The organism is Paraburkholderia sp. PREW-6R, assembly GCF_039621805.1.
Lineage (GTDB): Bacteria > Pseudomonadota > Gammaproteobacteria > Burkholderiales > Burkholderiaceae > Paraburkholderia.
Window position 1 is genome coordinate 591,124 of record NZ_CP155075.1, and the last position, 17,642, is coordinate 608,765.

The following is a 17,642-nucleotide window of genomic DNA, read 5'->3' on the forward strand; positions in this document are numbered from 1 at the left end:
AACACACGGAAGCACCAAGTTCTACGTTGTGCCTTTTGATTAAGGCGCTACAGAGTACGGTGCAAGATTGACAACGCGCAGCGGACGGCGCTGTTATCCCAAGCTCCTTACCATTTAGAGGCGTTAACAAAATCAGTTCTTTAGTTTCGCCAACAGATGATGCAACAAGTGAGTTCCATAAAGGCTTCGTGGATAAATGCAAGGCGCTCGAAGCGGATGCGCAGTCGTCGGAAGTTGTGAAGCCACGAGATGGGTCGTTCGACGACCCAGCGGGTTTTGCCCAGCCCGCTGCCGTGAGGCTCACCGCGTTGGGCGATTTGAGTGGCGATAACGGCTGCGTGTAGAGAGCGGCGGTACTTGTCGTGATCGTAGCCCGGTCACCCTGAACGATGCGGGGCTTTGAAAGCGGCCGGCCGGGCTTGCCGCGAATGGGCGGGATGGCGTCGACCAGTGCATGCAACTGGGTGACGTCTTGGCGGTTGGCGCCGGTCAGCATCACCGCGAGCGGGATACCCTGCGCTTCTGTAACGAGGTGGTGCTTTGAACAAGGTCGCGCGCGGTCGGTGGGATTCGGTCCCGTTTTTGACCTGCGCCCACGGCACGGATTGAAGGCGAGCCGACGATGACGCGAGACCAGTCGATCTGGTCGGCTGCACGTAACCTTGCAAGCAGCACTTCGCGCAGCCGGTCCCACACGCCGGCTACCTGCCAGTTCGGCAGGCGGCGCCAGCGGCTCATTCCGCTGCCGCAGCCCATCTCGCGTGGCAGCAGGTCTCAGCGCAGGCCGGTCTGCAAGATGAAGAGAATGCCCGTAAGCGCAACTCGATCGTCGAGCGGCTTGCGCCCCGGGAATCGGGTCCACCGGAGTTTCGGAGGCTGTAGCAAAGGTTCGACGAGTGCCCAAAGTTCGTCGTCGAGTATGCGTTTGGCCATGTCCTTTGCGTCGTCAAAACAACGGTTAACAGGGTTCTTTGAAAGTAAACTGCCCCAAGGTTCATTTTTTTAGGGTTAGAAAATGGGGTACGCTACGAGTAGCGGCTTGGGTTCCCCACCCGGAATCGTCTTCGAACAGGACTGCAACTAATGGCATGCGAAGCTCTCCATATTCCGACGATCGTTGACGACCGAGTAAGCGATGGATGAGTTTGGCTCGCTTCCGCGATTGACGTTGAACTTCGTTCGAAAGAATCCGCATATGGGGTTGGCAGCGCTGCTCTTTACTGTGGGAATCGTTGCTCTTCCAACGAAGCTTGCGATAATTTCAGGTGCTTTGTTCGGAGCAGGGGCTTCCCTGTTAGGGGCATGGATAAACGAACTAAACGCGCGACGTTCGAAAGCCGAAGAAAAAGCCCGGGCAGAAGCCGACGCGCGGCGATACTTTGCCACAGAACTAAACCGCACCGTCCAGCGGGTTTTGTATATTCACGAACGAGCGTGCCCGAACTACATGGCCGCAGTAAATGAGTATATTTCAGTCGAGAACACGGCCAAACCGAACGACCTTCAGACTGATTTCCGTCCGGAAATGCCCGTACTGTATCCGAGCGCCCCACAATTCCGCGAATTGTCCGGCGACGACGCGACGGCACTTATTGCCTTTTATGATTCGCTCCATGCGCTAGATAGCTTCGTGACGAACTGGTGGCAGAGGGAAGGGCAATTACCGGTGAACATCTTCAATCAGATGCTCCACCTTAGCAATACGAGCCTTACTCTCGCGCTAGTGTGTATTCAGCGGTTCGACTTGGAGAAGTTGGGTCCGCCACCATACGAAGCTTGGGGAACGTTGACGTCTCGCATCGAACGTTCACTGTCCTTCGCACAAGAAATGCTGGTGAAACACATCGCTCGAATCGAAGCCCATCACAAGCAGTCGAACGTATCGGTCGCGGCAGCAAATCCAGGGGGGCAGCGTGGCCCGACGTCAACCGGGCGCAACCGATAATCGCATCGGAAACCGCTGGCCGGACGACGCTGCCAGCCGACCACAAATGAGTCGAATGTCCGACACGCGTCGGGTTTCAGTCACTGGTCGCCGTTGATCGGACGTCGCCTCTTGGCCGAGTTGAGGCGATGCCGGCTGCGATCTCCTTGCCGAAGACCGGCCATTGAGCGTGGCCGGACGAAACGTTCGACACCCCAATTGGGTGGCGACTCCTACCGACGGCTCGCGACTCCGACGTTCCGCTGGCGGCTGGCTGCGCCGATCACGCGACCTCATCGGCCAAGCTGGTTAGCGCCCAACGCGACGGAGACCGGTAGCAGTCAGCTACCGTACTGTTCGGCTCTTTCTCAGCCGTTCGCGGCCGTTGGCGCGCATTTCTTTACAAACTCAGTTGCAACGCGCCTGTGCGGTGGTAACGAAATTAGTTCACGTTGAATACGCGCCAGCGCCCTTATGCGCGTGTCAAGGAGACAAATGGTGCGTTGCACAACGGTAGTAACAAATTTGCTTGCGGGAGCGAGGCGCGTGCGCAAAATGGTGCTGGTACCGCTGTCGGGCGCCGGTAGTACAACAAATCGACACCGCAACGGCGCATTGGCCAGAGGACCAAGGCGTCCTTGCCGGAGCCTCGCGGAATGCGATAGGGTGGCGGGCTTTCACAACAGCAGAAGGGGAAAGCTCAGCATGAACAAACAGGAACTCATCGACGCGGTGGCCGGAACGACGGGACTGGCCAAGGGCAAGACCGCGGAAATCCTGGATGCGCTACTGGGGGCGGTGACCACAACGGTCGCGAAAGGCGAAGCCATCCAGCTGGTCGGGTTCGGCTCGTTTTCGACGGGCGCGCGTGCGGCGCGGGTCGGGCGAAATCCGTCGACCGGCGCGGAGATCCAGATCGCGGCGGCGAAGACGGTCAAGTTTTCAGCAGGCAAAGCATTTAAGGATGCTGTGAACGGGGCCTGAGCACAACCTGCACCGCCGCCGTTTGATGCCGGCGCCGCTCGCTTTCGGGACTGCGAGGGAGCCTTTCCCCGTTGTTGCAATGAGTGACGCCAGGTAGGCCCCGACAGGTTTGAGATGTCGAGCAGTGTCTTGGTACGAGCTAACGCCTGGCTTTTAAGTCGACGGAGCCTGTACTGGCAAGAAAGCGGTCCTCTGCGGTTGCAGGGCGCCCCCTTGGACAAAAAACTGCGTCGCACAACGGTAGAGAAAAGATGCTTCCGCGAGCGACCGCTGCACCCGGGGAACGCTTCCTTGACTGAAGCGCTAGCGTGTCAAAATTAGCCTAATGCTTTCGGCCGAGGGGCGAGCGCCGCCAACAGAAACGGCTCAGCTAACACGCGTAATCGGGGGGTGATTTGGATTGGAATGTTGAATTCTGGTGGTTTCTGGTCAACGTCGTGGTGGCGGCAATGGGGCCATGGATCGCAAACTTCGTCCTCTGGCGGCTTGACCACATAAGTGACCGGACGGCCGAGTGGCGGCAATGGGATGCCTACCGGGACGGACAGCTAGGGTTCGTAGCGGTCGGCTGGAGTGCCGCTGCGCTATATGACATCGCCACGCACCCCACGCTCTGGCCGAATCCGAATCCCGGGATCGTGCAGATGGGACTTATCATTGCGATCGTCGGCGGAGCCCTCTTTGCGGCAAAGGGGGCGCGCGATCCTGTAAGAGGCACACTCCCGGCGGCACCTCACGGCGTTTCGTTCGGGCGACGGTTGTGGGATCGGTTGATGTTCTATCAGGCGTTCACATTTACGCTCGGGTTCACTCTGCTATCATTGGTCTTAATGCTCGTTGAGCACGCGAACGTCGCGCTCAATGAAGCGCAAAAGTGAGGTGATTGATATGCGCCGTCAGAAAGGTAACGTCGAGCCGATCTTCGCGGTCGGAATAGCCCTGTTGCTGGCCGGTTTTATAGCAGCGGGCGTGAGCGTGGTACCTCAGATCGGCCCGCTCGTATCGCAACTAAGTCAGGCAGCCGCCAATCGGTAGGCTGGCAGCGATTCCGTGGCGCCGGGCGTACGGGATTCCGACCTTGATTGCGTGAGAAGCGCCACTGACGTGGCGCTTTTTTCTTTTCTATGGCTTGGCGCCGGGCAGGGGCACTAGTGGCGTACCCATTCCTTCCTGACGGCACAACTCGGGTGTCCAACATACCACCGCCGCCATTCCACGAGTAGCTCATCTGTTCGCAATGGCTCGATCAATCCATCCGACAACGGAACAGCAGGCGATTCTCGACGCCATACCGGCGGGCGGCAGGCTAAAGATAAAGGCATATGCCGGCGCGGGCAAGACTTCAACGCTTCGCCTGGTCGCCGATCGTCTGTCGCATCAGCGTGGCACCTATCTGGCCTTCAACCGCGAGATTGCCGAGCATGCGCGCCGCAGCTTCCCCGCGAACGTTTCGTCGGCGACCGTGCACTCGCTTGCCTACAGGTCCGTCGCGCCCGAGCTAGCGGCAAGGGTAGGGTATCCGGCCGAGCCGCCGCACGATCTTGCAGCCCGATTCGGACTGTCGGCGCTGGAGGTGCCACTTGTCACCGGCAAGGCGGTTGAGATCACGCCGTTCGAAATCGGCCGGATGATCGTCGACGGGTTAGGCCGGTTCTGCCGGTCGGCCGACGAAATCCCGGCCGCCATTCACGTGCCCGTCGACGAAAAGATCGATCCGCGAGCCGCGGACTGGCTGCGCAACGGTCTTCTCCCCTATGTTTCCCGGCTATGGGATGAGAGCAGGCAGCCGCGAGGCCACAGCGCCATCATTCCCGACGTCTATCTGAAGGTGTGGGCGCAGAGCGTCCCCCGCATTGACTCTGACTTTATCCTGTTCGACGAGGCGCAGGACAGCGACGGCGTGATGCTGTGGCTCCTGAACCAGCAGACCCACGCACAGACCGTTTTCGTTGGCGACCCGTACCAGCAGATCTACGAATGGCGCGGGGCCGTGAACGCGATGGCGCAGATCTCTGCACCGGAATACGCGCTGACGGAGTCGTTCCGTTTCGGCCCAGTTATCGCCACCCTCGCCAGCCGCCTGCTTGCCTTGCTGGGTGAGAGCACTCCGGTCCGCGGACAAAACGCGATCGGTTCAATAGGCGTCGATGACCCGTCGCTGGCTCCTCCCGTTGATGCGATCCTGTGCCGAAAAAACGTTTCGGCGATCTGGCATCTTGCGGCCGGCATCGAGGCAGGCCATAGGCCGTCAATCCGTAAGAGCTCCGCGGAGATCGTGGCTTACGCCGACGGTGCAGATGCGCTGCTCGACGGGCGCCGCGCTTACAAGCCAGCGGCATTCTCCCTGTTCGAGTCGTGGAAGGACGTACAGTCTTTCGCGAGAAGCGCTGCCGGATCCGACCTGCTGCCAATCGTCAGGATCGTTGACGAGCTCGGAACCGACTATCTGCGAGCGCTATCGCAACGCGTGTCCTCAGAGGCCAACAGCGACTATGTGATCTCGACCGTGCACAGAGCGAAAGGTCTCGAATGGAAGCGCGTCAAAGTGGTCAACGACTTCCTCTTCAAGTACGTCGACGGCCGGCTGACGTTGGACGATGACGAACTACGACTGCTGTATGTAGCCTTTACGAGAGCGCGGCATCTGCTGGACGTCTCGGATTTGCGCGACGATCTGCTGCGCCTGCTGGTGCCGGGCCGTTAATTTCTGTTTTCGCCTTCGACCGGCGCGCGGCCTAGAGCCTTTTGGCCTTGTGTATCTGCTCGATATCCAGCGGGTCGTCTGGATCAAGGCGGGGCAGGGCGCGAAGTTCGTTGCGCTCGTGGCAGACCGGGCAGGTGAAATAGAAGCCGTCGTCGTCAATCTGCGGTTCCGCAACTTCCAGCGTCACGAGCAACTTGCAGCCATCACATATCCACATAGTGAACCTCCACGGCGATTGCGCTAACGCCGTTAGGCTACGATAGGCGCTTGCTTGTGGGCTGTAGGTCGAGGAGGCCGAGCGGCGACCGCCCGGCATGGCGGTAGCCTCCCGCGGCGCGGCAGCTATTCGGAGCGTGACGCGAGTGCCATCTTTTCGCTGGCCGTCGCACGCGTGGCTCGGTATCGGAAGCAATACGGCATTCCTCAGCAGGCATGCAGTCCCCTCAGACGCTGAACTAATATTAATGTAAGTTTTGCGCCCTCCGGACTCGCAGGTCGCGTACGAAAAGTCGTCGGGCGCGACGCAACCGTGTATCGAACCCGTGTTCGATGCTGCGCTGGAAGAGGAAGCGAATAAAGGCTGGGAAGACGCAGATTCCCCACATTATCGCTACGCTAAAAAGCGTTAGTAAGTAGGCTGCCTGGCCTTGAAACAGTAGATAAAAGCAGACGCCGACGATGGTCGACGTAATCGATGCACCGACCTTGATGCACGTTAAATCCAGAAGGAAAATAAACGAGAGGACGCCGGCTGGCGAAGTGATGCGCTTATCGCGAGACCACTGGGCTCGGAGAACGCTCAGCCTGAGTGGCTGGATCATGATCTTGGCGCAGACCTTTTGAAGGGCTCTCGTACGTATGCCCAGCGATAGAACACACGCGATGAGGGCAGGCGACAGTGCCACGAACAGCACTGTGACGGCAACACTGACTTCGAGAGATTCGGATACTGCAGCGTCATTCAGGCGATATAGAATGCGGAGGGGATAATGCTGCTTTCCGAATCCATTAAGAAGCAACAACATAGAGGATCCGAGCGCCGACGCGCACAGGAAAGCGAGTGTTTTCCAAGAGGGAATCCACCAGCGCGCCATACGATTGGCCATATTTTCTCCTGTTTCGGGCCGCCCAAATCTTGTAGCGCGTCGAAGTGCGCGGCTGCCCAAGGTATGTATATCGTCCGACTCAATTTGCGGGCTATCGCTGAGCTCGTGACGCTCATTTCGATCGTGGCTTGCGGTGCGCCGAGTGATGGCTGATTCGAACAATCACCGAATTGACTAAAGCGATCAGCATGCCCAGAGCAAGAGGAGCCAGCAGGAAGCGCAAGAGCCAAAGCTGTTCCGTGTGGCCCAAGCCATAATGTTCAGCAAGAGCGCAACACGTATAACGGCAAAGGCGGAAAATGCTTGAGCAAGCCGAGATCGGCGAACCCCGAAAAACGTAGGAAACCTATATACGTTTCATTCAATTGAACTGATGTAGTAGCTTTACAGAAACGTCGTGTTCTGGTCTCGGTATGCTTGCCGGTTCCCTGCGGGACTATGGAGCCCGCCATGCATGCAACTGCACTGGCGACATTGAACATGCGCGAACCCGACCGTCTGAAGGTCATCCAGGCCGTTGTCGACATGGGCGTCAAGCCCGGGCGCGCGGTCGAACGGTTGGGCTTGACCGTACGTCAGGTTGAGCGCCTGGTGATCGCTACCAGCAATCCGGTGCAGCGGGACTGGCCTCGCGCAGACGTGGCCGTTCCGGCAACCGGAGGCTGGACGGAGGACTGGCCCAGCGGGACGTTACGGAGAGGTTCATCCGCCGGTTGTGCTTGTCCGATGCTTCCGGTCACAACCCATAGCCAACGCGCGGCGCGCGATCACTATCTGCGGCATGCAGCATGAATAGAACGACGTTTCACATGGGATACGACCTACGAATCCCCGATGCCTTCTCAGTGCGCCGCCGAGGCGGCGTCACTGGTACCGCCGACCTTTCCTGGCTTCGTAATCCAGATCAGCGGGATGATGATAATCATGATGATCGCCCCTCCGTAGAACACGTCATTCAGCCCTAGCATGGCTGACTGGGCTTGTACTACATGATCGAACAGCGCATACGACGCGTTGGTGCCAAGCCCAAGCAGAGAATGGTAAGCATCCATCTGTTGGTTGAATTGCGGATTGGTGAGGTTGGACTGCTGCGTAAGGATCTCATGATGCATGATGGTGCGGTCGTTCCACAGTACGCCAGCAAGCGACGTGCCGATGCCGCCGAAGAACATGCGGGCGAACGTCGACAGGCCTGCCGCAGCCGGCACCTTTTCCGGCGGCTGTCCCGACAAGATGATCACGGTGAGAGGCGCGAAAAAGAGCGCCATTGGGATGCCTTGCAATAGGGTCGGCAGTATGATGAAGCCCTCGCTCAGATCGGTATAGAAGAAGCTGCGCATGTAGTAGACGATCGCAAAGCCGATGAACGCGAAAGTGCCGATGATGCGAGCATCTGAGCGCGGCAGGATCTTGCCCATGATGGGTGCGCCGATCACCGCGAAGATGCCGAGCGGCGCAGTTGCGAGGCCGGCATCCACCGCGCGGTAGCCAAGGTACTCCTGCATCCACTGCGGCAACAACACTAGCGTGCCGAAGAAAATTGCGTATGCGACGGCGATCGACACCGTGCCGCCCAGGAAGTTGCGCTGCCTGAAAAGCGTCAGGTCAACAACCGGATTCTTCTCAGTCAGCTCCCAGACGATAAAAAACGCGAGCCCCACCACCGCGATAAGGGTGAGTACGACGATTGTGTTCGACGAAAACCAGTCAAGATCCTTGCCCTTATCGAGCATCACCTGCAGCGAGGCGACCCAAACAATCAGCAGCGCGAGGCCGACAATATCGATGGGAATCGCCTTCGTGGGCGTATCGCGGCGCCGGTACAGCATCCAGACCATCGCCGCCGCGAAAAGTCCGACCGGAATGTTCACGTAGAAGATCCACGACCAGCTATAGCTGTCGGTTACCCAGCCCCCGAGCGCGGGCCCGACGATCGGTCCGGTCACGACAATCATCGAGAAGATCGAGAGCGCCAGCGATGACTTCTCCTTGGGCCACGAACTAAGCAGCAGCGCCTGGGACATTGGAATCAAAGGGCCGGCCACGGCCCCCTGAAATACGCGCGCTGCCAGCAGGATTGGCAGCGACGGTGCGATGCCGCATAGCCAGGAGGCGAGCGTAAACAGCAAGATCGAACCGACGAACAGACGAACCTGCCCCAGACGCTGCGTAAGCCAGCCCGTCAGCGGTATTGCGACAGAGTTCGCCGCCGCAAACACAGTGATGACCCAGGTGCCCTCATCGACCGATACGCCCACGTTGCCGGAGATGGTCGGGATCGCGACGTTGGCGATCGACGAGTCGAGTACGGTCATGAACCCAGCCAGGCCCACACTCAGCGAGCCTAGCGCTAGCGTCGCCCCGGTAAGCGGGGGATGTTGAGGTTGGGCAGGAGTCGACATAATGGCGGACGCTCATTCGTTGATGACGATGATTCCGGCGATGAAGACATTCGCATCGCCGATATCCTGTGAAAAATTGCAGTCTGTTGGTTGACGTCCGCGTTGCAACGACTCAGGCGGTCACCGCTGAGACCGTTCGTTCACGTTCACGTTCACCAAAGGCCCACGTGTAGCGGCCTCTATTGCAGTCGGGTCGGTGCAATGGCACCGTTTCACCGGTCCGACGTAACGAGCGCCCAGGTCATAGAAATCGATCGTCGATGTCAGCTGCGCTTTGCGTTCCCAATCCGGGGGCGTGACTGCTGCCGTATATAACTGGCTTGCTAGTCGTCGAATACTGCAGCATGTTTTCGGATGTAGGTTTCGACGGTTATCGGTGGTTCACCGGTTATATCGGCGACGACATCATTGGTCCCAGCGAAAACACCGTTCTGGTAGTCAAGCGCGACGGATAAAAGATGCTGCGCGAAGGTGTCGCTGAATCTGCTATCGCCATCGAGACGTTTTCTAAAAAGCTCAAGGTCAATTGGCTCATATTTCACATCGCGGCCCAGCACGCGTGCCATCGCGGCAGCAATTTCGTGGTGGTTCATTTCGACCGGTCCATAGAGCGGATAGACCATACCCGCATGGGCGCCAGGCTCCCTCAGAATGGCCGCGATGACCCGTCCCTGGTCTTCAGCCGCGATAGGCGCATGACGGCCTTCGCCAAATGGGAGCCGGAGCACGCCATCTTCCTTGACGCTGGCAACTTGCCCTGGATATGTCAGCCATTGAGCAAAAAACGTTGGACGGATATGCGTCACCGGGGTCCTGAAGCCGTTAAGGACACGCTCCGAAATCCAGTGATCGCGAGCAGCACGACTTTTTGCCATCCGTCGGGCGGAAATTTGCGACATGTTCACGATGGCGGTCAGGTCGGCCTCTTCGGCGGCCTGCGCAAAATAAGCGCTTGCCTGAATACCGTCTGCTTCGATTGGAAACACAAAGTACGCAGAAAAAACTCCATGTAGAGCGCCCGCCACGTCGTCGAGGTCGCCAAGGTCACCGATGATGACCTCGACTCCTTGTGATCTGAGGCGCTCGCTCTTTTCGCTTTCCTTGCGCACCAGCGTTCGCACTTTTTCGCGTGTGCGTAGAAGTGCGTCAGCCGTGGCACCGCCTGTATCGCCAGTTGCACCTGCGACGAAAAAGATCTGGTCAACCATTTCAGGTACCCTCACATGTCGAGACGGATTGGCAGCACCGTCCATTCACGGAATGGATGAAATCTCTCATCCTATGGCTCGCCCGCGAGACGCAACGCAGCGAGAAGGTTTGTACGCTTGCAGCCAGCGCGCCCGAGGCGCAAGGCGGCCGCTCGCGGAATCGTTGTATCCGTTCGTTTCTCGCGCGCGAGGTCGTTGCATCTGGCGGCCTGTTCGCGCCAGTTGCGTATGATGCTTGAGAGCCCACGATACTGTTCATGGTCATGGCTGGCTGCGCGCAGGCGCCACCACCTGAAACTTCGCAGATAGCAGCGGCACGATTATTTGCTCAAGACTGGATTCCAAACGCCCGCCTCAAGCTTTTGTCGACCTGCCCGAACGGCGCAAAGCGTCGCAAGAAACTGAGCAACCTCGCCCTGCCGTCCGCGGGCTGTCTGAGCCGATACGTGCCGCGAATTATCGAAACGATTTTTCCCGCTACGTCCTCGGGCGGAGGCCCGTCATTGATCTGCTGTCGTACGGCGTTCACGGATTGGGCGCAAGCGATGGCGTAATCTTCGATCACGGCCTGTGTCCGCGTTGCATTTATATCCAGATTCGTTCGACTGAAGCTTGGCTCAACGAGCACGACTCGCACGCCAAACGCCCGTACCTCGTGATCGAGCGACTCCGAGAGACCCTCCAAAGCGTGCTTGCTGCTTGCGTACAGACCCATGTAAGGAGCAGGCAGGAAGCCGAGTACCGAACTGATATTAAGGACGAGGCCGCTTCGATTTTCACGCATGGACGGCAAGACGGCCCTCATGACACGCAGCACACCGAACAAATTTACATCGAACAGTGCCGCCGCCTCGGTATCGCTGGTGGCTTCGACTGGCCCAACCAGCGAAACGCCGGCGTTGTTAATCACAATGTCGATTCGTCCGGCTTTTTTTATCACCTGGCTCACGGCGGCCACGACAGATGCATCGTCTCGTACGTCCATCCCGACGTACTCCACGCCGGGCGCCGTTGCCGCCGCTTCGGGTCTGCGAACGCCGCCAAATACGCGGTAGCCAGCGCCCGCCAGCGTTCGTGCGGTCGCGCCACCGATACCGGAGGATGCCCCTGTAATCAATACCACTGCACTTTCATCTTTCATATTCTCTCCAGTACGTCTCAGGGCAGCTCAGACCTTTGCTTTGCTCTCCGCTCGCTGCAAACAGCCAAAGAGGTCAGCGCACGCCCAGCATGATTTGTGCAACTTCGTCCGTGGCATCTATCTGGGGCCAGTGGCCTGCACCAAGCGCGTGGAGTGATACATTCTTCCCCTGCAACTGAAGGTGTTGCGCGACGCCCAGATGAAGGTAAGGGTCGGCATTACCCCATATCAAATGAACCGGAACCGCGGACCGCCGGAAATCGACAATCCGGGCCGTGTTCGCGGCCACCTCTTCATGCAACTGGGACGTCATCTGCGCGAACGCGGTAGCTGCGCTTGGCTGTTGGCGGAAGTTGTTGTCAATGACAGGACCAAGGAACTCGAAGTAGTTCACTTTCTGTTCGTCGCTCAGCCCGTGTTGAAGCAGGTTTCGCTGGAAATCGATGAGCCATGCAAACTGCTGCGGGCTTTGCAGGAAGTGCGTGGCCAGCGCCCGCAATTCCCTGTTCGAGAAAAGCTCGATCAGCTCGGGCACCCGCAGGCCAGGGGCGTCCCCGTAGAAGGCGTTCATCACCACGACCGCGCTTGTACGCTCGGGGCGCTTCAGCGCGAAGTTGATGGCTGCAGGTCCACCGGCGTCGTGGCCGACAGGAATGATCTGCTCAAGGGATAGCGCCTCGACGACCGCTTCGAGATCACCCAGTTGTTGGGGGAAACTATATTGGGCCCCGACCGGCTTATCGGACCCGCCAAAGCCGAGGAAGTCGACAGCGACCACTCGTCGGCCCGCCGAGACGAGGCGAGGAATGAGCAGGTCGTAGATGTGCGAGTCGTCCGGAAAGCCGTGCAGCACGACGAATGTGGGACCAGTGCCGGCGAAGTCGCGGACGTAGACACTCCCGCTGTGACGCTTGACCCGGTGCTCGACGAATTGCGGTAGGGGGGGATTGGTGGTTGCCATTTCGAACTTCTCCTTTCTAGTCGGGGTTGGGCAAACAGTGAGTCGCGCGGTGCTACGCTATCCGCGCTGCCCAGCATCTGGTTCGCCGCCTGGCTGATCGCTTCTGAAAAGTTCTTCAAGCCGAGGGCGTAGCGCGTTCAGGTCGTAGCCGACGGCGGTGATCCGTTGCAGGATTTCTCCCGGCTCGATTGACGCGCCGACCGATAGCGCCCACAGCGTGGCGGCCCTTACACCGGTGCGGCAATACGCGATCACGGGGCCATTCAATGTTTCGAGCGCAGACGAAAATTTCGACGCGTCGTCAGCCGTGGCTTTTCCAGGTAAAACGGGAATCGCGGCGAAACCGAGCCCGACGGCACGGGCAGCCTCACGCATTTCGGCGATAGTGGGTTGGCCTGGTTGCTCGGCGTCGGGGCGGTTGACGATGACGGAGAGAAATCCTCGCGCCTTTGCCTCGCCGATATCGGCGAGGCTCAGTTGCGAACTGACCGAGAGGTTCGGCGCAAGCTCTTTGGGGTTCATCAGAATCCTTCTGAAGGGTTCGTTCATAGGAGCAGCTGGGCGGGGTGAGAGCGGCTCCGTGCGTTCGCTTTGAGCTACTGAACCGACATTCTTTGCGATCGGGCTGCAACGAGGCCCTGTGCGAGCGGCGAACCTGTTAGATCGTATCGAGTGGAATCCTGAGGTAGCGCCGGCCGTTGCTTTCCCGGGGCGGCAGTGCACCGGCCCGCATGTTTACCTGGATGGCCGGAAGGATCAGCTTCGGAACGGCCAATGTTGCATCGCGCGCGTTACGTGCGGCGACGAACTCATCTTCCGTCACGCCGTCGCGAGCGTGCACATTGGCCATACGTTCTGCGCCGATCGTCGTTTCCCACGCATATGTGTCACGGCCCGGAGCCTTGTAGTCGTGACAGAGAAAGAGGCGCGCATCGTCAGGCAAGCTGAGAAGCCTCCGAATTGAGCGAAAGAGCTGGCCTGCATCGCCGCCCGGAAAATCTGCTCGCGCGGTCCCGTAGTCGGGCATGAACAGCGTGTCACCGCAAAACACGGCGTCGCCGATCACATAAGCCACGTCAGCTGGCGTGTGGCCTGGAACGTTTAGCACGGTGCATTCAAGCGTCCCGATCGTGAACGATTCGCCGTCATCGAAAAGATGATCGAACTGCGATCCGTCTCGCTTGAATTCTGGCTCGGCATTGAAGATGTCGCCGAAGAGCTTCTGTACGTCGGTGATGGCACGCCCGATTGCGATCGTGCCGCCCACCTGCTCCTGCAGATAGGGCGCAGCGGTGAGATGGTCGGCGTGAGCGTGTGTTTCAAGCACCCATTCAATCGACAGCCCCTCCGACTCGACATAGGCAACGATAGCCTGCGCCGACCGCTTCGAGGTGCGGCCCGAGGGTGCATCGAAGTCCAGCACGGCGTCAATAATTGCCGCGGTCAGAGTGACGGGGTCGTGCACGACATAGCTTGCCGTGCACGTACCCTCGTCGAAAAACGAACGCACGATCGGCGCGTTGCGCTTGCCGGCTCGCGCCCCGACAATGTTGGCCGACGCGGTTTTAAGTGGCTGATCCAAGATCTAACTCCCCAACTCGATGTGGTTGAAGCGTAGCGGAGCAGGGCGGCTGGGTCTTGGATAAAGCTATGGTGGGATGGACAAAACGCTGATAGGCGCCTGCAATAGAGGCGGCCAGGCTTGGGGACGCGACGCGTTAGTGGATGCGTCAGCGGGCGCGGTTGTGTAGCCGCCAATACTTCGGCCTGCAACCCACGAGGCGGACGAACACCCGGGAGAAATGGCTCTGATCAAAGAATCCGCAGTCCGCTGCAATGGAGGCAAGGCTCGCTTCCGTGCCGCTGAGTAGCGACTTCGCGCGATCAATCCTGCGCCTCAGTAGCCATTGATGCGGCGAGAGCCCGGCTGTCTGTCTGAAGGCTTCCGTAAAATAGCTCGCTGAGAGATCGCATTGGCTCGCCAGATCCAGAATGGACGGATTGCCATTCAGGTTCGCCTCGAAAAAATCGGTAATGCGCTGCATCTGCCAAGGAGCCAGCTTGGGCCGCTTAACAGGTTCTAGAGTGACTCTTCCACCGTATCGGACTATCACATGCTCGCAAAATGCGACGCCTAGGGCATCGACCAGAAGCGTATTTACCTCGCAGGGCCGCTCCAGGAGCGCCACCAATGTCTGCGAGAAGTGAAATAGCACGGCGTCCCACTCACCAAACCCTTGCTGCACAAGCCCGGGGATGCGGCGCCTGCCTTTCTGATACACGAATTCGTCGATCGTGCGCTGCGAGATGTAAATTCGGATGTTATCGAACGGAGTGTCGAGCCGTCGCGAGGGGCCATCGCGCAAATCCAGCAGACAGGACCAGCCAGGCTTGCCGGCGTCGGCTGAACGGCCGGTCGGCCTGCCAGAGTAGCGAATCTCCGGGTCGGGGTTAGCGATGAGCGGTACCTGAAAGATGAACGCTTCTTCTGGTTTTGGTGCGATTGAGCGACCTGGCTGAGGGCGATTGTTCGTCAACCTTGAGAACATGACAGGAGGTGCTACCGTCGCCACGCCGGCGCGCAGCGTGGGTACTTCTTTCAGGGAAAAGCTTTTCGCAAGGTTCGCTTCAAACGTAAGCGGCCTGTGGGCCGCTCGACTTGTTTTATTCATATCGATTTCTTGTGATATCGGAGCGTCGGCGCTGACACTGTAATTTCGCCGGTGTTTCCGCCGTAGTCTCTCGGCCAGGTTGAATGACAGGGAAGTAGCTTAGCTCGATCCGATTATTTTCCGTACTGCGCTGCCTCGAAAGCCTCAGTCCGGCGTTCACCCAACTCTGAACTTCGCCGTTAAACACCACGACCACACCGCCGCGACCGGCGTAACCATTCACCTTCCGCCAGCGGTTCGCTAGGTCGATGGGCGTCACGATCAATTTCCCGGTTATTTAATCAACTGCATCCCTGCGGCCTTCGACGCGTTTACATCGAAAGTCGCCGTGTACTCGCACTCGGCGGCATACCCCGAACGCTCAATCAGGCAGTCCGCGAAATCCGCCTTTGCCGAGGCTGCGAAAACGCGGAGTGCTTTTCGCACCGTGTCAGCCCCTTCAACAACCAGTTCCTTCGTGCCAATCATCGAGTCGATAATGTCTTTTATCTGCTCGCGCTCCACGCCGTAGCAACGCCCAAGAACCCACACAACCTCGATCAGCGCAACCTGTGAAACGTATCCCGGACGCTCCGCCGACAGGGACTCCATCAGCGCGGTAGCCTTCTTCGACTGAACAGCATCGTCTTGGGCGAAATAGCGGGCTAGCACGTTCGTATCCAATCCGATCATCGCGCTGACGCCCCCTGCTCGGCAATGGCTAGGTTCATGTCCTCAATTGACACCGGATTCGCGGGTTTCTTCACAACTCCCTTGAGCAATGCGAGTGAGCGCGTGGCGGGATAAACCTCATACCGGCCCGTCGTCTCGTTGAAGCTGAATTCGATCCGGTCGCCAGACTCCAGGCCAAGGTGATTGCGCACGTCCACAGGGATCGTGACCTGGCCCTTTGATGTGATAGTTGCTGCTGTCATAGTGGTACCTCCAATGCTCCTTACTATAAAGTAAGGAGATGGGAAAGGCAAGAGCAATCATCTTCATAAGACCTCGCAAATCATCTGCCGGAGCCTTTTATCTGTCACGTCCAGATACGGCAAAAAAGAACGCCTCGGCACATGGCATATTTGGAGTGTCTCTCGAACAGATCGCCGCAGATGCAATAGCCAAAGCCAGGCGCACCACCGGCGACACATAACGAGGAAAATAGCTTGGCGCGCGAGCACATTCAGATCGTGCCGGACAAGTGCTGTGGCAATGATCACTGGAGGTTTTCATGGTTAGCATCCAACTTCTCATCAACGGGCGAGACCTGGAAGCAGAACTCACGGCAGGCCTGCGCGTAATCGTCCGGGAAAAGGACGTGACTGAAGTTGCGTATACATTGAGTGATGCCTTCGCAGCCCTGCTGCCTCATGGGGTGGAGTATGTGCTGCATGCCACTGTAGACGACGCCATCCTTGCGTTGCTTCGCAAGCACGCAGAACCAAACTGACAGGAAGGCAGGATATGGACAAAGCTGACTTCGTGGCGGTTGTGGCGGCCCTGCAAAACGCTGGCTGCCGGCTTGTCGTCGGCGTACCGTCGCTGGGCGGCCTGTCCTCGCGCACTTTATCCCCGGAACAGGCCTACCTTCTGACGACGGACAGACCAGCGGCGTTCGCAAGCCTGCTGGGGCTGACCAGGCCCGAGTATCTCGAATGGCATGAGTCTCAGGGGACGGTTTATTGCTCCGCACTTACAAAGGAAGGCGCGCCGTGCCGCAACACCGTCGCCGGTGCAACCTGGCTATGCCCGGAAGAATGGAAGGCACGGCGAGCAGCAGGAGGGTTTTGTGCGGCCCACGGCGCACAGGAGGACGGGTCACCCGGAAGGATGGGAAATGACGGATTCTGAACTGATCCTGCGAGCGGGACTGGCGGCTTTTTCCGATGCTGACAGGGTTGTCGCGGTGAACCTGGACCGCTTTGACCCGCTCAATTCTCGCGACGATCTGGTGCGGTTGCTACTTGCAACCGGAATCTCTTTTTCACGTCCGTCAAACATTCACATCGCCGCTGAGGCGGCCGGCGACACCGTAAAGGTAACGATAGAAAACGGTGATGAACTTGCAGCGGCCGCGCGGGCCGCGTGTGAGCTCGCGGCTAGCTGGGTTCACGATGACGACGTAGAGGCCTGGGCAATTGCAACCCGGCGATCAAGCCGTCCTCGCCGTTAAGCTTTACCCAGAGTCACGGGAGTCGGCGGTGGTCCGTGCTATTAATCGACGCCTCGACGCCTCGACGCCTGGCGGCGGTGCGTAAGATCGCGCGTATGTCTTTGCCCCTTAATCACGCGCTCCCCCGAAGTAATAATGCCCCATTTTTGGGTACGGCTTGCGGCCGTCCCTCTGCTGGCTGGTTTTGCGAAGCGTCAGCTTCGTTTATGATCGGCAGGAGCGCATTTCAGTATATACATTTATGGATGCAGGGCTCTGGCAATCCGATCCCGAGACGGCCTACGGCGAATGGCAGCGCATTGAAGCAACCGGTGCGGACAGGCGCGCCTTTGCTGAGCGCTCCATCGTTCAGCATCGCGCGATGTTCGGCCGCTTTCTCCGTTTC

At 58.8% G+C, this 17,642-nt stretch carries 20 protein-coding genes and 1 pseudogene; 9 read left to right on the plus strand and 12 right to left on the minus strand.

Annotated features, from left to right (window positions below):
* Positions 1–140: 140 nt before the first annotated feature.
* Positions 141–933, minus strand: a pseudogene (locus AAGS40_RS27240) (IS5 family transposase).
* A gap of 202 nt (positions 934–1,135) precedes the next feature.
* Between AAGS40_RS27240 and AAGS40_RS27245 the strand changes: the two are divergent.
* The 4 genes from AAGS40_RS27245 (at position 1,136) to AAGS40_RS27260 (ending at position 5,612) form a co-directional block, all read left to right on the plus strand.
* Positions 1,136–1,945, plus strand: a complete 810-nt coding sequence (locus AAGS40_RS27245) for a hypothetical protein (RefSeq protein ID WP_345816675.1) — start codon at positions 1,136–1,138, stop codon at positions 1,943–1,945.
* Positions 1,946–2,629: 684 nt separating this feature from the next.
* Positions 2,630–2,908 carry an HU family DNA-binding protein gene (locus AAGS40_RS27250; protein WP_345816676.1) on the plus strand — a complete coding sequence of 93 codons (279 nt, stop codon included), beginning with the start codon at positions 2,630–2,632 and terminating at the stop codon, positions 2,906–2,908.
* A gap of 395 nt (positions 2,909–3,303) precedes the next feature.
* On the plus strand, positions 3,304–3,786 hold the full coding sequence (locus AAGS40_RS27255) for a hypothetical protein (RefSeq protein WP_345816677.1): 483 nt from the start codon (positions 3,304–3,306) through the stop codon (positions 3,784–3,786).
* 359 nt (positions 3,787–4,145) lie between these two features.
* A complete protein-coding gene (locus AAGS40_RS27260; RefSeq protein ID WP_345816678.1) occupies positions 4,146–5,612 on the plus strand; it encodes an ATP-binding domain-containing protein in 1,467 nt (488 codons plus the stop codon).
* Between the two features lie 31 nt (positions 5,613–5,643).
* Here AAGS40_RS27260 and AAGS40_RS27265 read toward each other — a convergent pair whose 3' ends face one another.
* Both AAGS40_RS27265 and AAGS40_RS27270 read right to left on the minus strand, forming a co-directional pair.
* Positions 5,644–5,799, minus strand: coding sequence for a hypothetical protein (locus AAGS40_RS27265; protein ID WP_345816679.1), 156 nt, complete (start codon positions 5,797–5,799; stop codon positions 5,644–5,646).
* A 274-nt stretch (positions 5,800–6,073) separates the two neighbouring features.
* Positions 6,074–6,718 (minus strand): hypothetical protein, encoded by a 645-nt coding sequence (locus tag AAGS40_RS27270; protein ID WP_345816680.1) that lies wholly within the window; start codon positions 6,716–6,718, stop codon positions 6,074–6,076.
* Between the two features lie 450 nt (positions 6,719–7,168).
* Between AAGS40_RS27270 and AAGS40_RS27275 the strand changes: the two genes are divergently transcribed.
* Entirely contained in the window at positions 7,169–7,510 is a 342-nt protein-coding gene (locus AAGS40_RS27275) for a hypothetical protein (protein WP_345816681.1), read from the plus strand.
* 50 nt (positions 7,511–7,560) lie between these two features.
* Here AAGS40_RS27275 and AAGS40_RS27280 read toward each other — a convergent pair whose 3' ends face one another.
* Together AAGS40_RS27280 and AAGS40_RS27285 are read right to left on the minus strand one after the other, a co-directional pair.
* Complete coding sequence (locus AAGS40_RS27280; RefSeq protein ID WP_345816682.1) at positions 7,561–9,120, minus strand: DHA2 family efflux MFS transporter permease subunit; 1,560 nt, start codon at positions 9,118–9,120, stop codon at positions 7,561–7,563.
* 323 nt (positions 9,121–9,443) lie between these two features.
* Positions 9,444–10,328 (minus strand): NmrA family NAD(P)-binding protein, encoded by an 885-nt coding sequence (locus AAGS40_RS27285; RefSeq protein WP_345816683.1) that lies wholly within the window; start codon positions 10,326–10,328, stop codon positions 9,444–9,446.
* Between the two features lie 56 nt (positions 10,329–10,384).
* Here AAGS40_RS27285 and AAGS40_RS27290 point away from each other — a divergent pair, with 56 nt between their 5' ends.
* Positions 10,385–10,567 (plus strand): hypothetical protein, encoded by a 183-nt coding sequence (locus AAGS40_RS27290; RefSeq protein WP_345816684.1) that lies wholly within the window; start codon positions 10,385–10,387, stop codon positions 10,565–10,567.
* An 89-nt stretch (positions 10,568–10,656) separates the two neighbouring features.
* Here AAGS40_RS27290 and AAGS40_RS27295 read toward each other — a convergent pair whose 3' ends face one another.
* The 7 genes from AAGS40_RS27295 to AAGS40_RS27325 form a co-directional block, all read right to left on the minus strand.
* Complete coding sequence (locus AAGS40_RS27295; protein WP_345816685.1) at positions 10,657–11,469, minus strand: oxidoreductase; 813 nt, start codon at positions 11,467–11,469, stop codon at positions 10,657–10,659.
* Positions 11,470–11,542: 73 nt separating this feature from the next.
* The gene (locus tag AAGS40_RS27300; RefSeq protein WP_345816686.1) at positions 11,543–12,430 is read right to left on the minus strand and encodes an alpha/beta hydrolase; all 888 of its coding nucleotides are present in this window, start codon (positions 12,428–12,430) and stop codon (positions 11,543–11,545) included.
* Between the two features lie 57 nt (positions 12,431–12,487).
* The gene (locus tag AAGS40_RS27305; RefSeq protein WP_345816687.1) at positions 12,488–12,952 is read right to left on the minus strand and encodes a TIGR01244 family sulfur transferase; all 465 of its coding nucleotides are present in this window, start codon (positions 12,950–12,952) and stop codon (positions 12,488–12,490) included.
* 136 nt (positions 12,953–13,088) lie between these two features.
* Positions 13,089–13,979: an MBL fold metallo-hydrolase gene (locus AAGS40_RS27310; protein ID WP_345817607.1), complete on the minus strand. Its 891-nt coding sequence runs from the start codon at positions 13,977–13,979 to the stop codon at positions 13,089–13,091.
* A 181-nt stretch (positions 13,980–14,160) separates the two neighbouring features.
* Entirely contained in the window at positions 14,161–15,102 is a 942-nt protein-coding gene (locus tag AAGS40_RS27315; protein ID WP_345816688.1) for an AraC family transcriptional regulator, read from the minus strand.
* A gap of 273 nt (positions 15,103–15,375) precedes the next feature.
* Positions 15,376–15,774 (minus strand): type II toxin-antitoxin system VapC family toxin, encoded by a 399-nt coding sequence (locus tag AAGS40_RS27320; protein WP_345816689.1) that lies wholly within the window; start codon positions 15,772–15,774, stop codon positions 15,376–15,378.
* Entirely contained in the window at positions 15,771–16,016 is a 246-nt protein-coding gene (locus AAGS40_RS27325; protein ID WP_345816690.1) for an AbrB/MazE/SpoVT family DNA-binding domain-containing protein, read from the minus strand. The genes AAGS40_RS27320 and AAGS40_RS27325 overlap by 4 nt, the downstream gene beginning before the upstream one ends.
* A 299-nt stretch (positions 16,017–16,315) precedes the next feature.
* On the opposite strand from AAGS40_RS27325, the gene AAGS40_RS27330 reads away from it, so the two are divergent.
* Genes AAGS40_RS27330 through AAGS40_RS27340 form a run of 3 tightly spaced genes read left to right on the plus strand, consistent with a single transcriptional unit; the run spans position 16,316 to position 17,257 of the window.
* A complete protein-coding gene (locus tag AAGS40_RS27330) occupies positions 16,316–16,534 on the plus strand; it encodes a hypothetical protein (RefSeq protein WP_345816691.1) in 219 nt (72 codons plus the stop codon).
* A 14-nt stretch (positions 16,535–16,548) separates the two neighbouring features.
* The gene (locus AAGS40_RS27335; RefSeq protein WP_345816692.1) at positions 16,549–16,935 is read left to right on the plus strand and encodes a hypothetical protein; all 387 of its coding nucleotides are present in this window, start codon (positions 16,549–16,551) and stop codon (positions 16,933–16,935) included.
* Positions 16,922–17,257: a hypothetical protein gene (locus tag AAGS40_RS27340; RefSeq protein WP_345816693.1), complete on the plus strand. Its 336-nt coding sequence runs from the start codon at positions 16,922–16,924 to the stop codon at positions 17,255–17,257. Before AAGS40_RS27335 ends, AAGS40_RS27340 begins: the two co-directional genes overlap by 14 nt.
* The last annotated feature ends 385 nt before the right edge of the window (positions 17,258–17,642 follow it).

What these genes read in the sequence shown, in the direction of transcription:
- AAGS40_RS27270 (WP_345816680.1), bottom strand. Translation starts at nt 6,718, where the DNA reads ATGGCCAATCGTATGGCGCGCTGGTGGATTCCCTCTTGGAAAACACTC.
- AAGS40_RS27315 (WP_345816688.1), bottom strand. Translation starts at nt 15,102, where the DNA reads ATGAATAAAACAAGTCGAGCGGCCCACAGGCCGCTTACGTTTGAAGCG.
- AAGS40_RS27330 (WP_345816691.1), top strand. Translation starts at nt 16,316, where the DNA reads ATGGTTAGCATCCAACTTCTCATCAACGGGCGAGACCTGGAAGCAGAA.
- AAGS40_RS27280 (WP_345816682.1), bottom strand. Translation starts at nt 9,120, where the DNA reads ATGTCGACTCCTGCCCAACCTCAACATCCCCCGCTTACCGGGGCGACG.
- AAGS40_RS27250 (WP_345816676.1), top strand. Translation starts at nt 2,630, where the DNA reads ATGAACAAACAGGAACTCATCGACGCGGTGGCCGGAACGACGGGACTG.
- AAGS40_RS27290 (WP_345816684.1), top strand. Translation starts at nt 10,385, where the DNA reads ATGAAATCTCTCATCCTATGGCTCGCCCGCGAGACGCAACGCAGCGAG.
- AAGS40_RS27300 (WP_345816686.1), bottom strand. Translation starts at nt 12,430, where the DNA reads ATGGCAACCACCAATCCCCCCCTACCGCAATTCGTCGAGCACCGGGTC.
- AAGS40_RS27295 (WP_345816685.1), bottom strand. Translation starts at nt 11,469, where the DNA reads ATGAAAGATGAAAGTGCAGTGGTATTGATTACAGGGGCATCCTCCGGT.
- AAGS40_RS27305 (WP_345816687.1), bottom strand. Translation starts at nt 12,952, where the DNA reads ATGAACCCCAAAGAGCTTGCGCCGAACCTCTCGGTCAGTTCGCAACTG.
- AAGS40_RS27335 (WP_345816692.1), top strand. Translation starts at nt 16,549, where the DNA reads ATGGACAAAGCTGACTTCGTGGCGGTTGTGGCGGCCCTGCAAAACGCT.
- AAGS40_RS27320 (WP_345816689.1), bottom strand. Translation starts at nt 15,774, where the DNA reads ATGATCGGATTGGATACGAACGTGCTAGCCCGCTATTTCGCCCAAGAC.
- AAGS40_RS27285 (WP_345816683.1), bottom strand. Translation starts at nt 10,328, where the DNA reads ATGGTTGACCAGATCTTTTTCGTCGCAGGTGCAACTGGCGATACAGGC.
- AAGS40_RS27260 (WP_345816678.1), top strand. Translation starts at nt 4,146, where the DNA reads ATGGCTCGATCAATCCATCCGACAACGGAACAGCAGGCGATTCTCGAC.
- AAGS40_RS27245 (WP_345816675.1), top strand. Translation starts at nt 1,136, where the DNA reads ATGGATGAGTTTGGCTCGCTTCCGCGATTGACGTTGAACTTCGTTCGA.
- AAGS40_RS27325 (WP_345816690.1), bottom strand. Translation starts at nt 16,016, where the DNA reads ATGACAGCAGCAACTATCACATCAAAGGGCCAGGTCACGATCCCTGTG.
- AAGS40_RS27275 (WP_345816681.1), top strand. Translation starts at nt 7,169, where the DNA reads ATGCATGCAACTGCACTGGCGACATTGAACATGCGCGAACCCGACCGT.
- AAGS40_RS27340 (WP_345816693.1), top strand. Translation starts at nt 16,922, where the DNA reads ATGACGGATTCTGAACTGATCCTGCGAGCGGGACTGGCGGCTTTTTCC.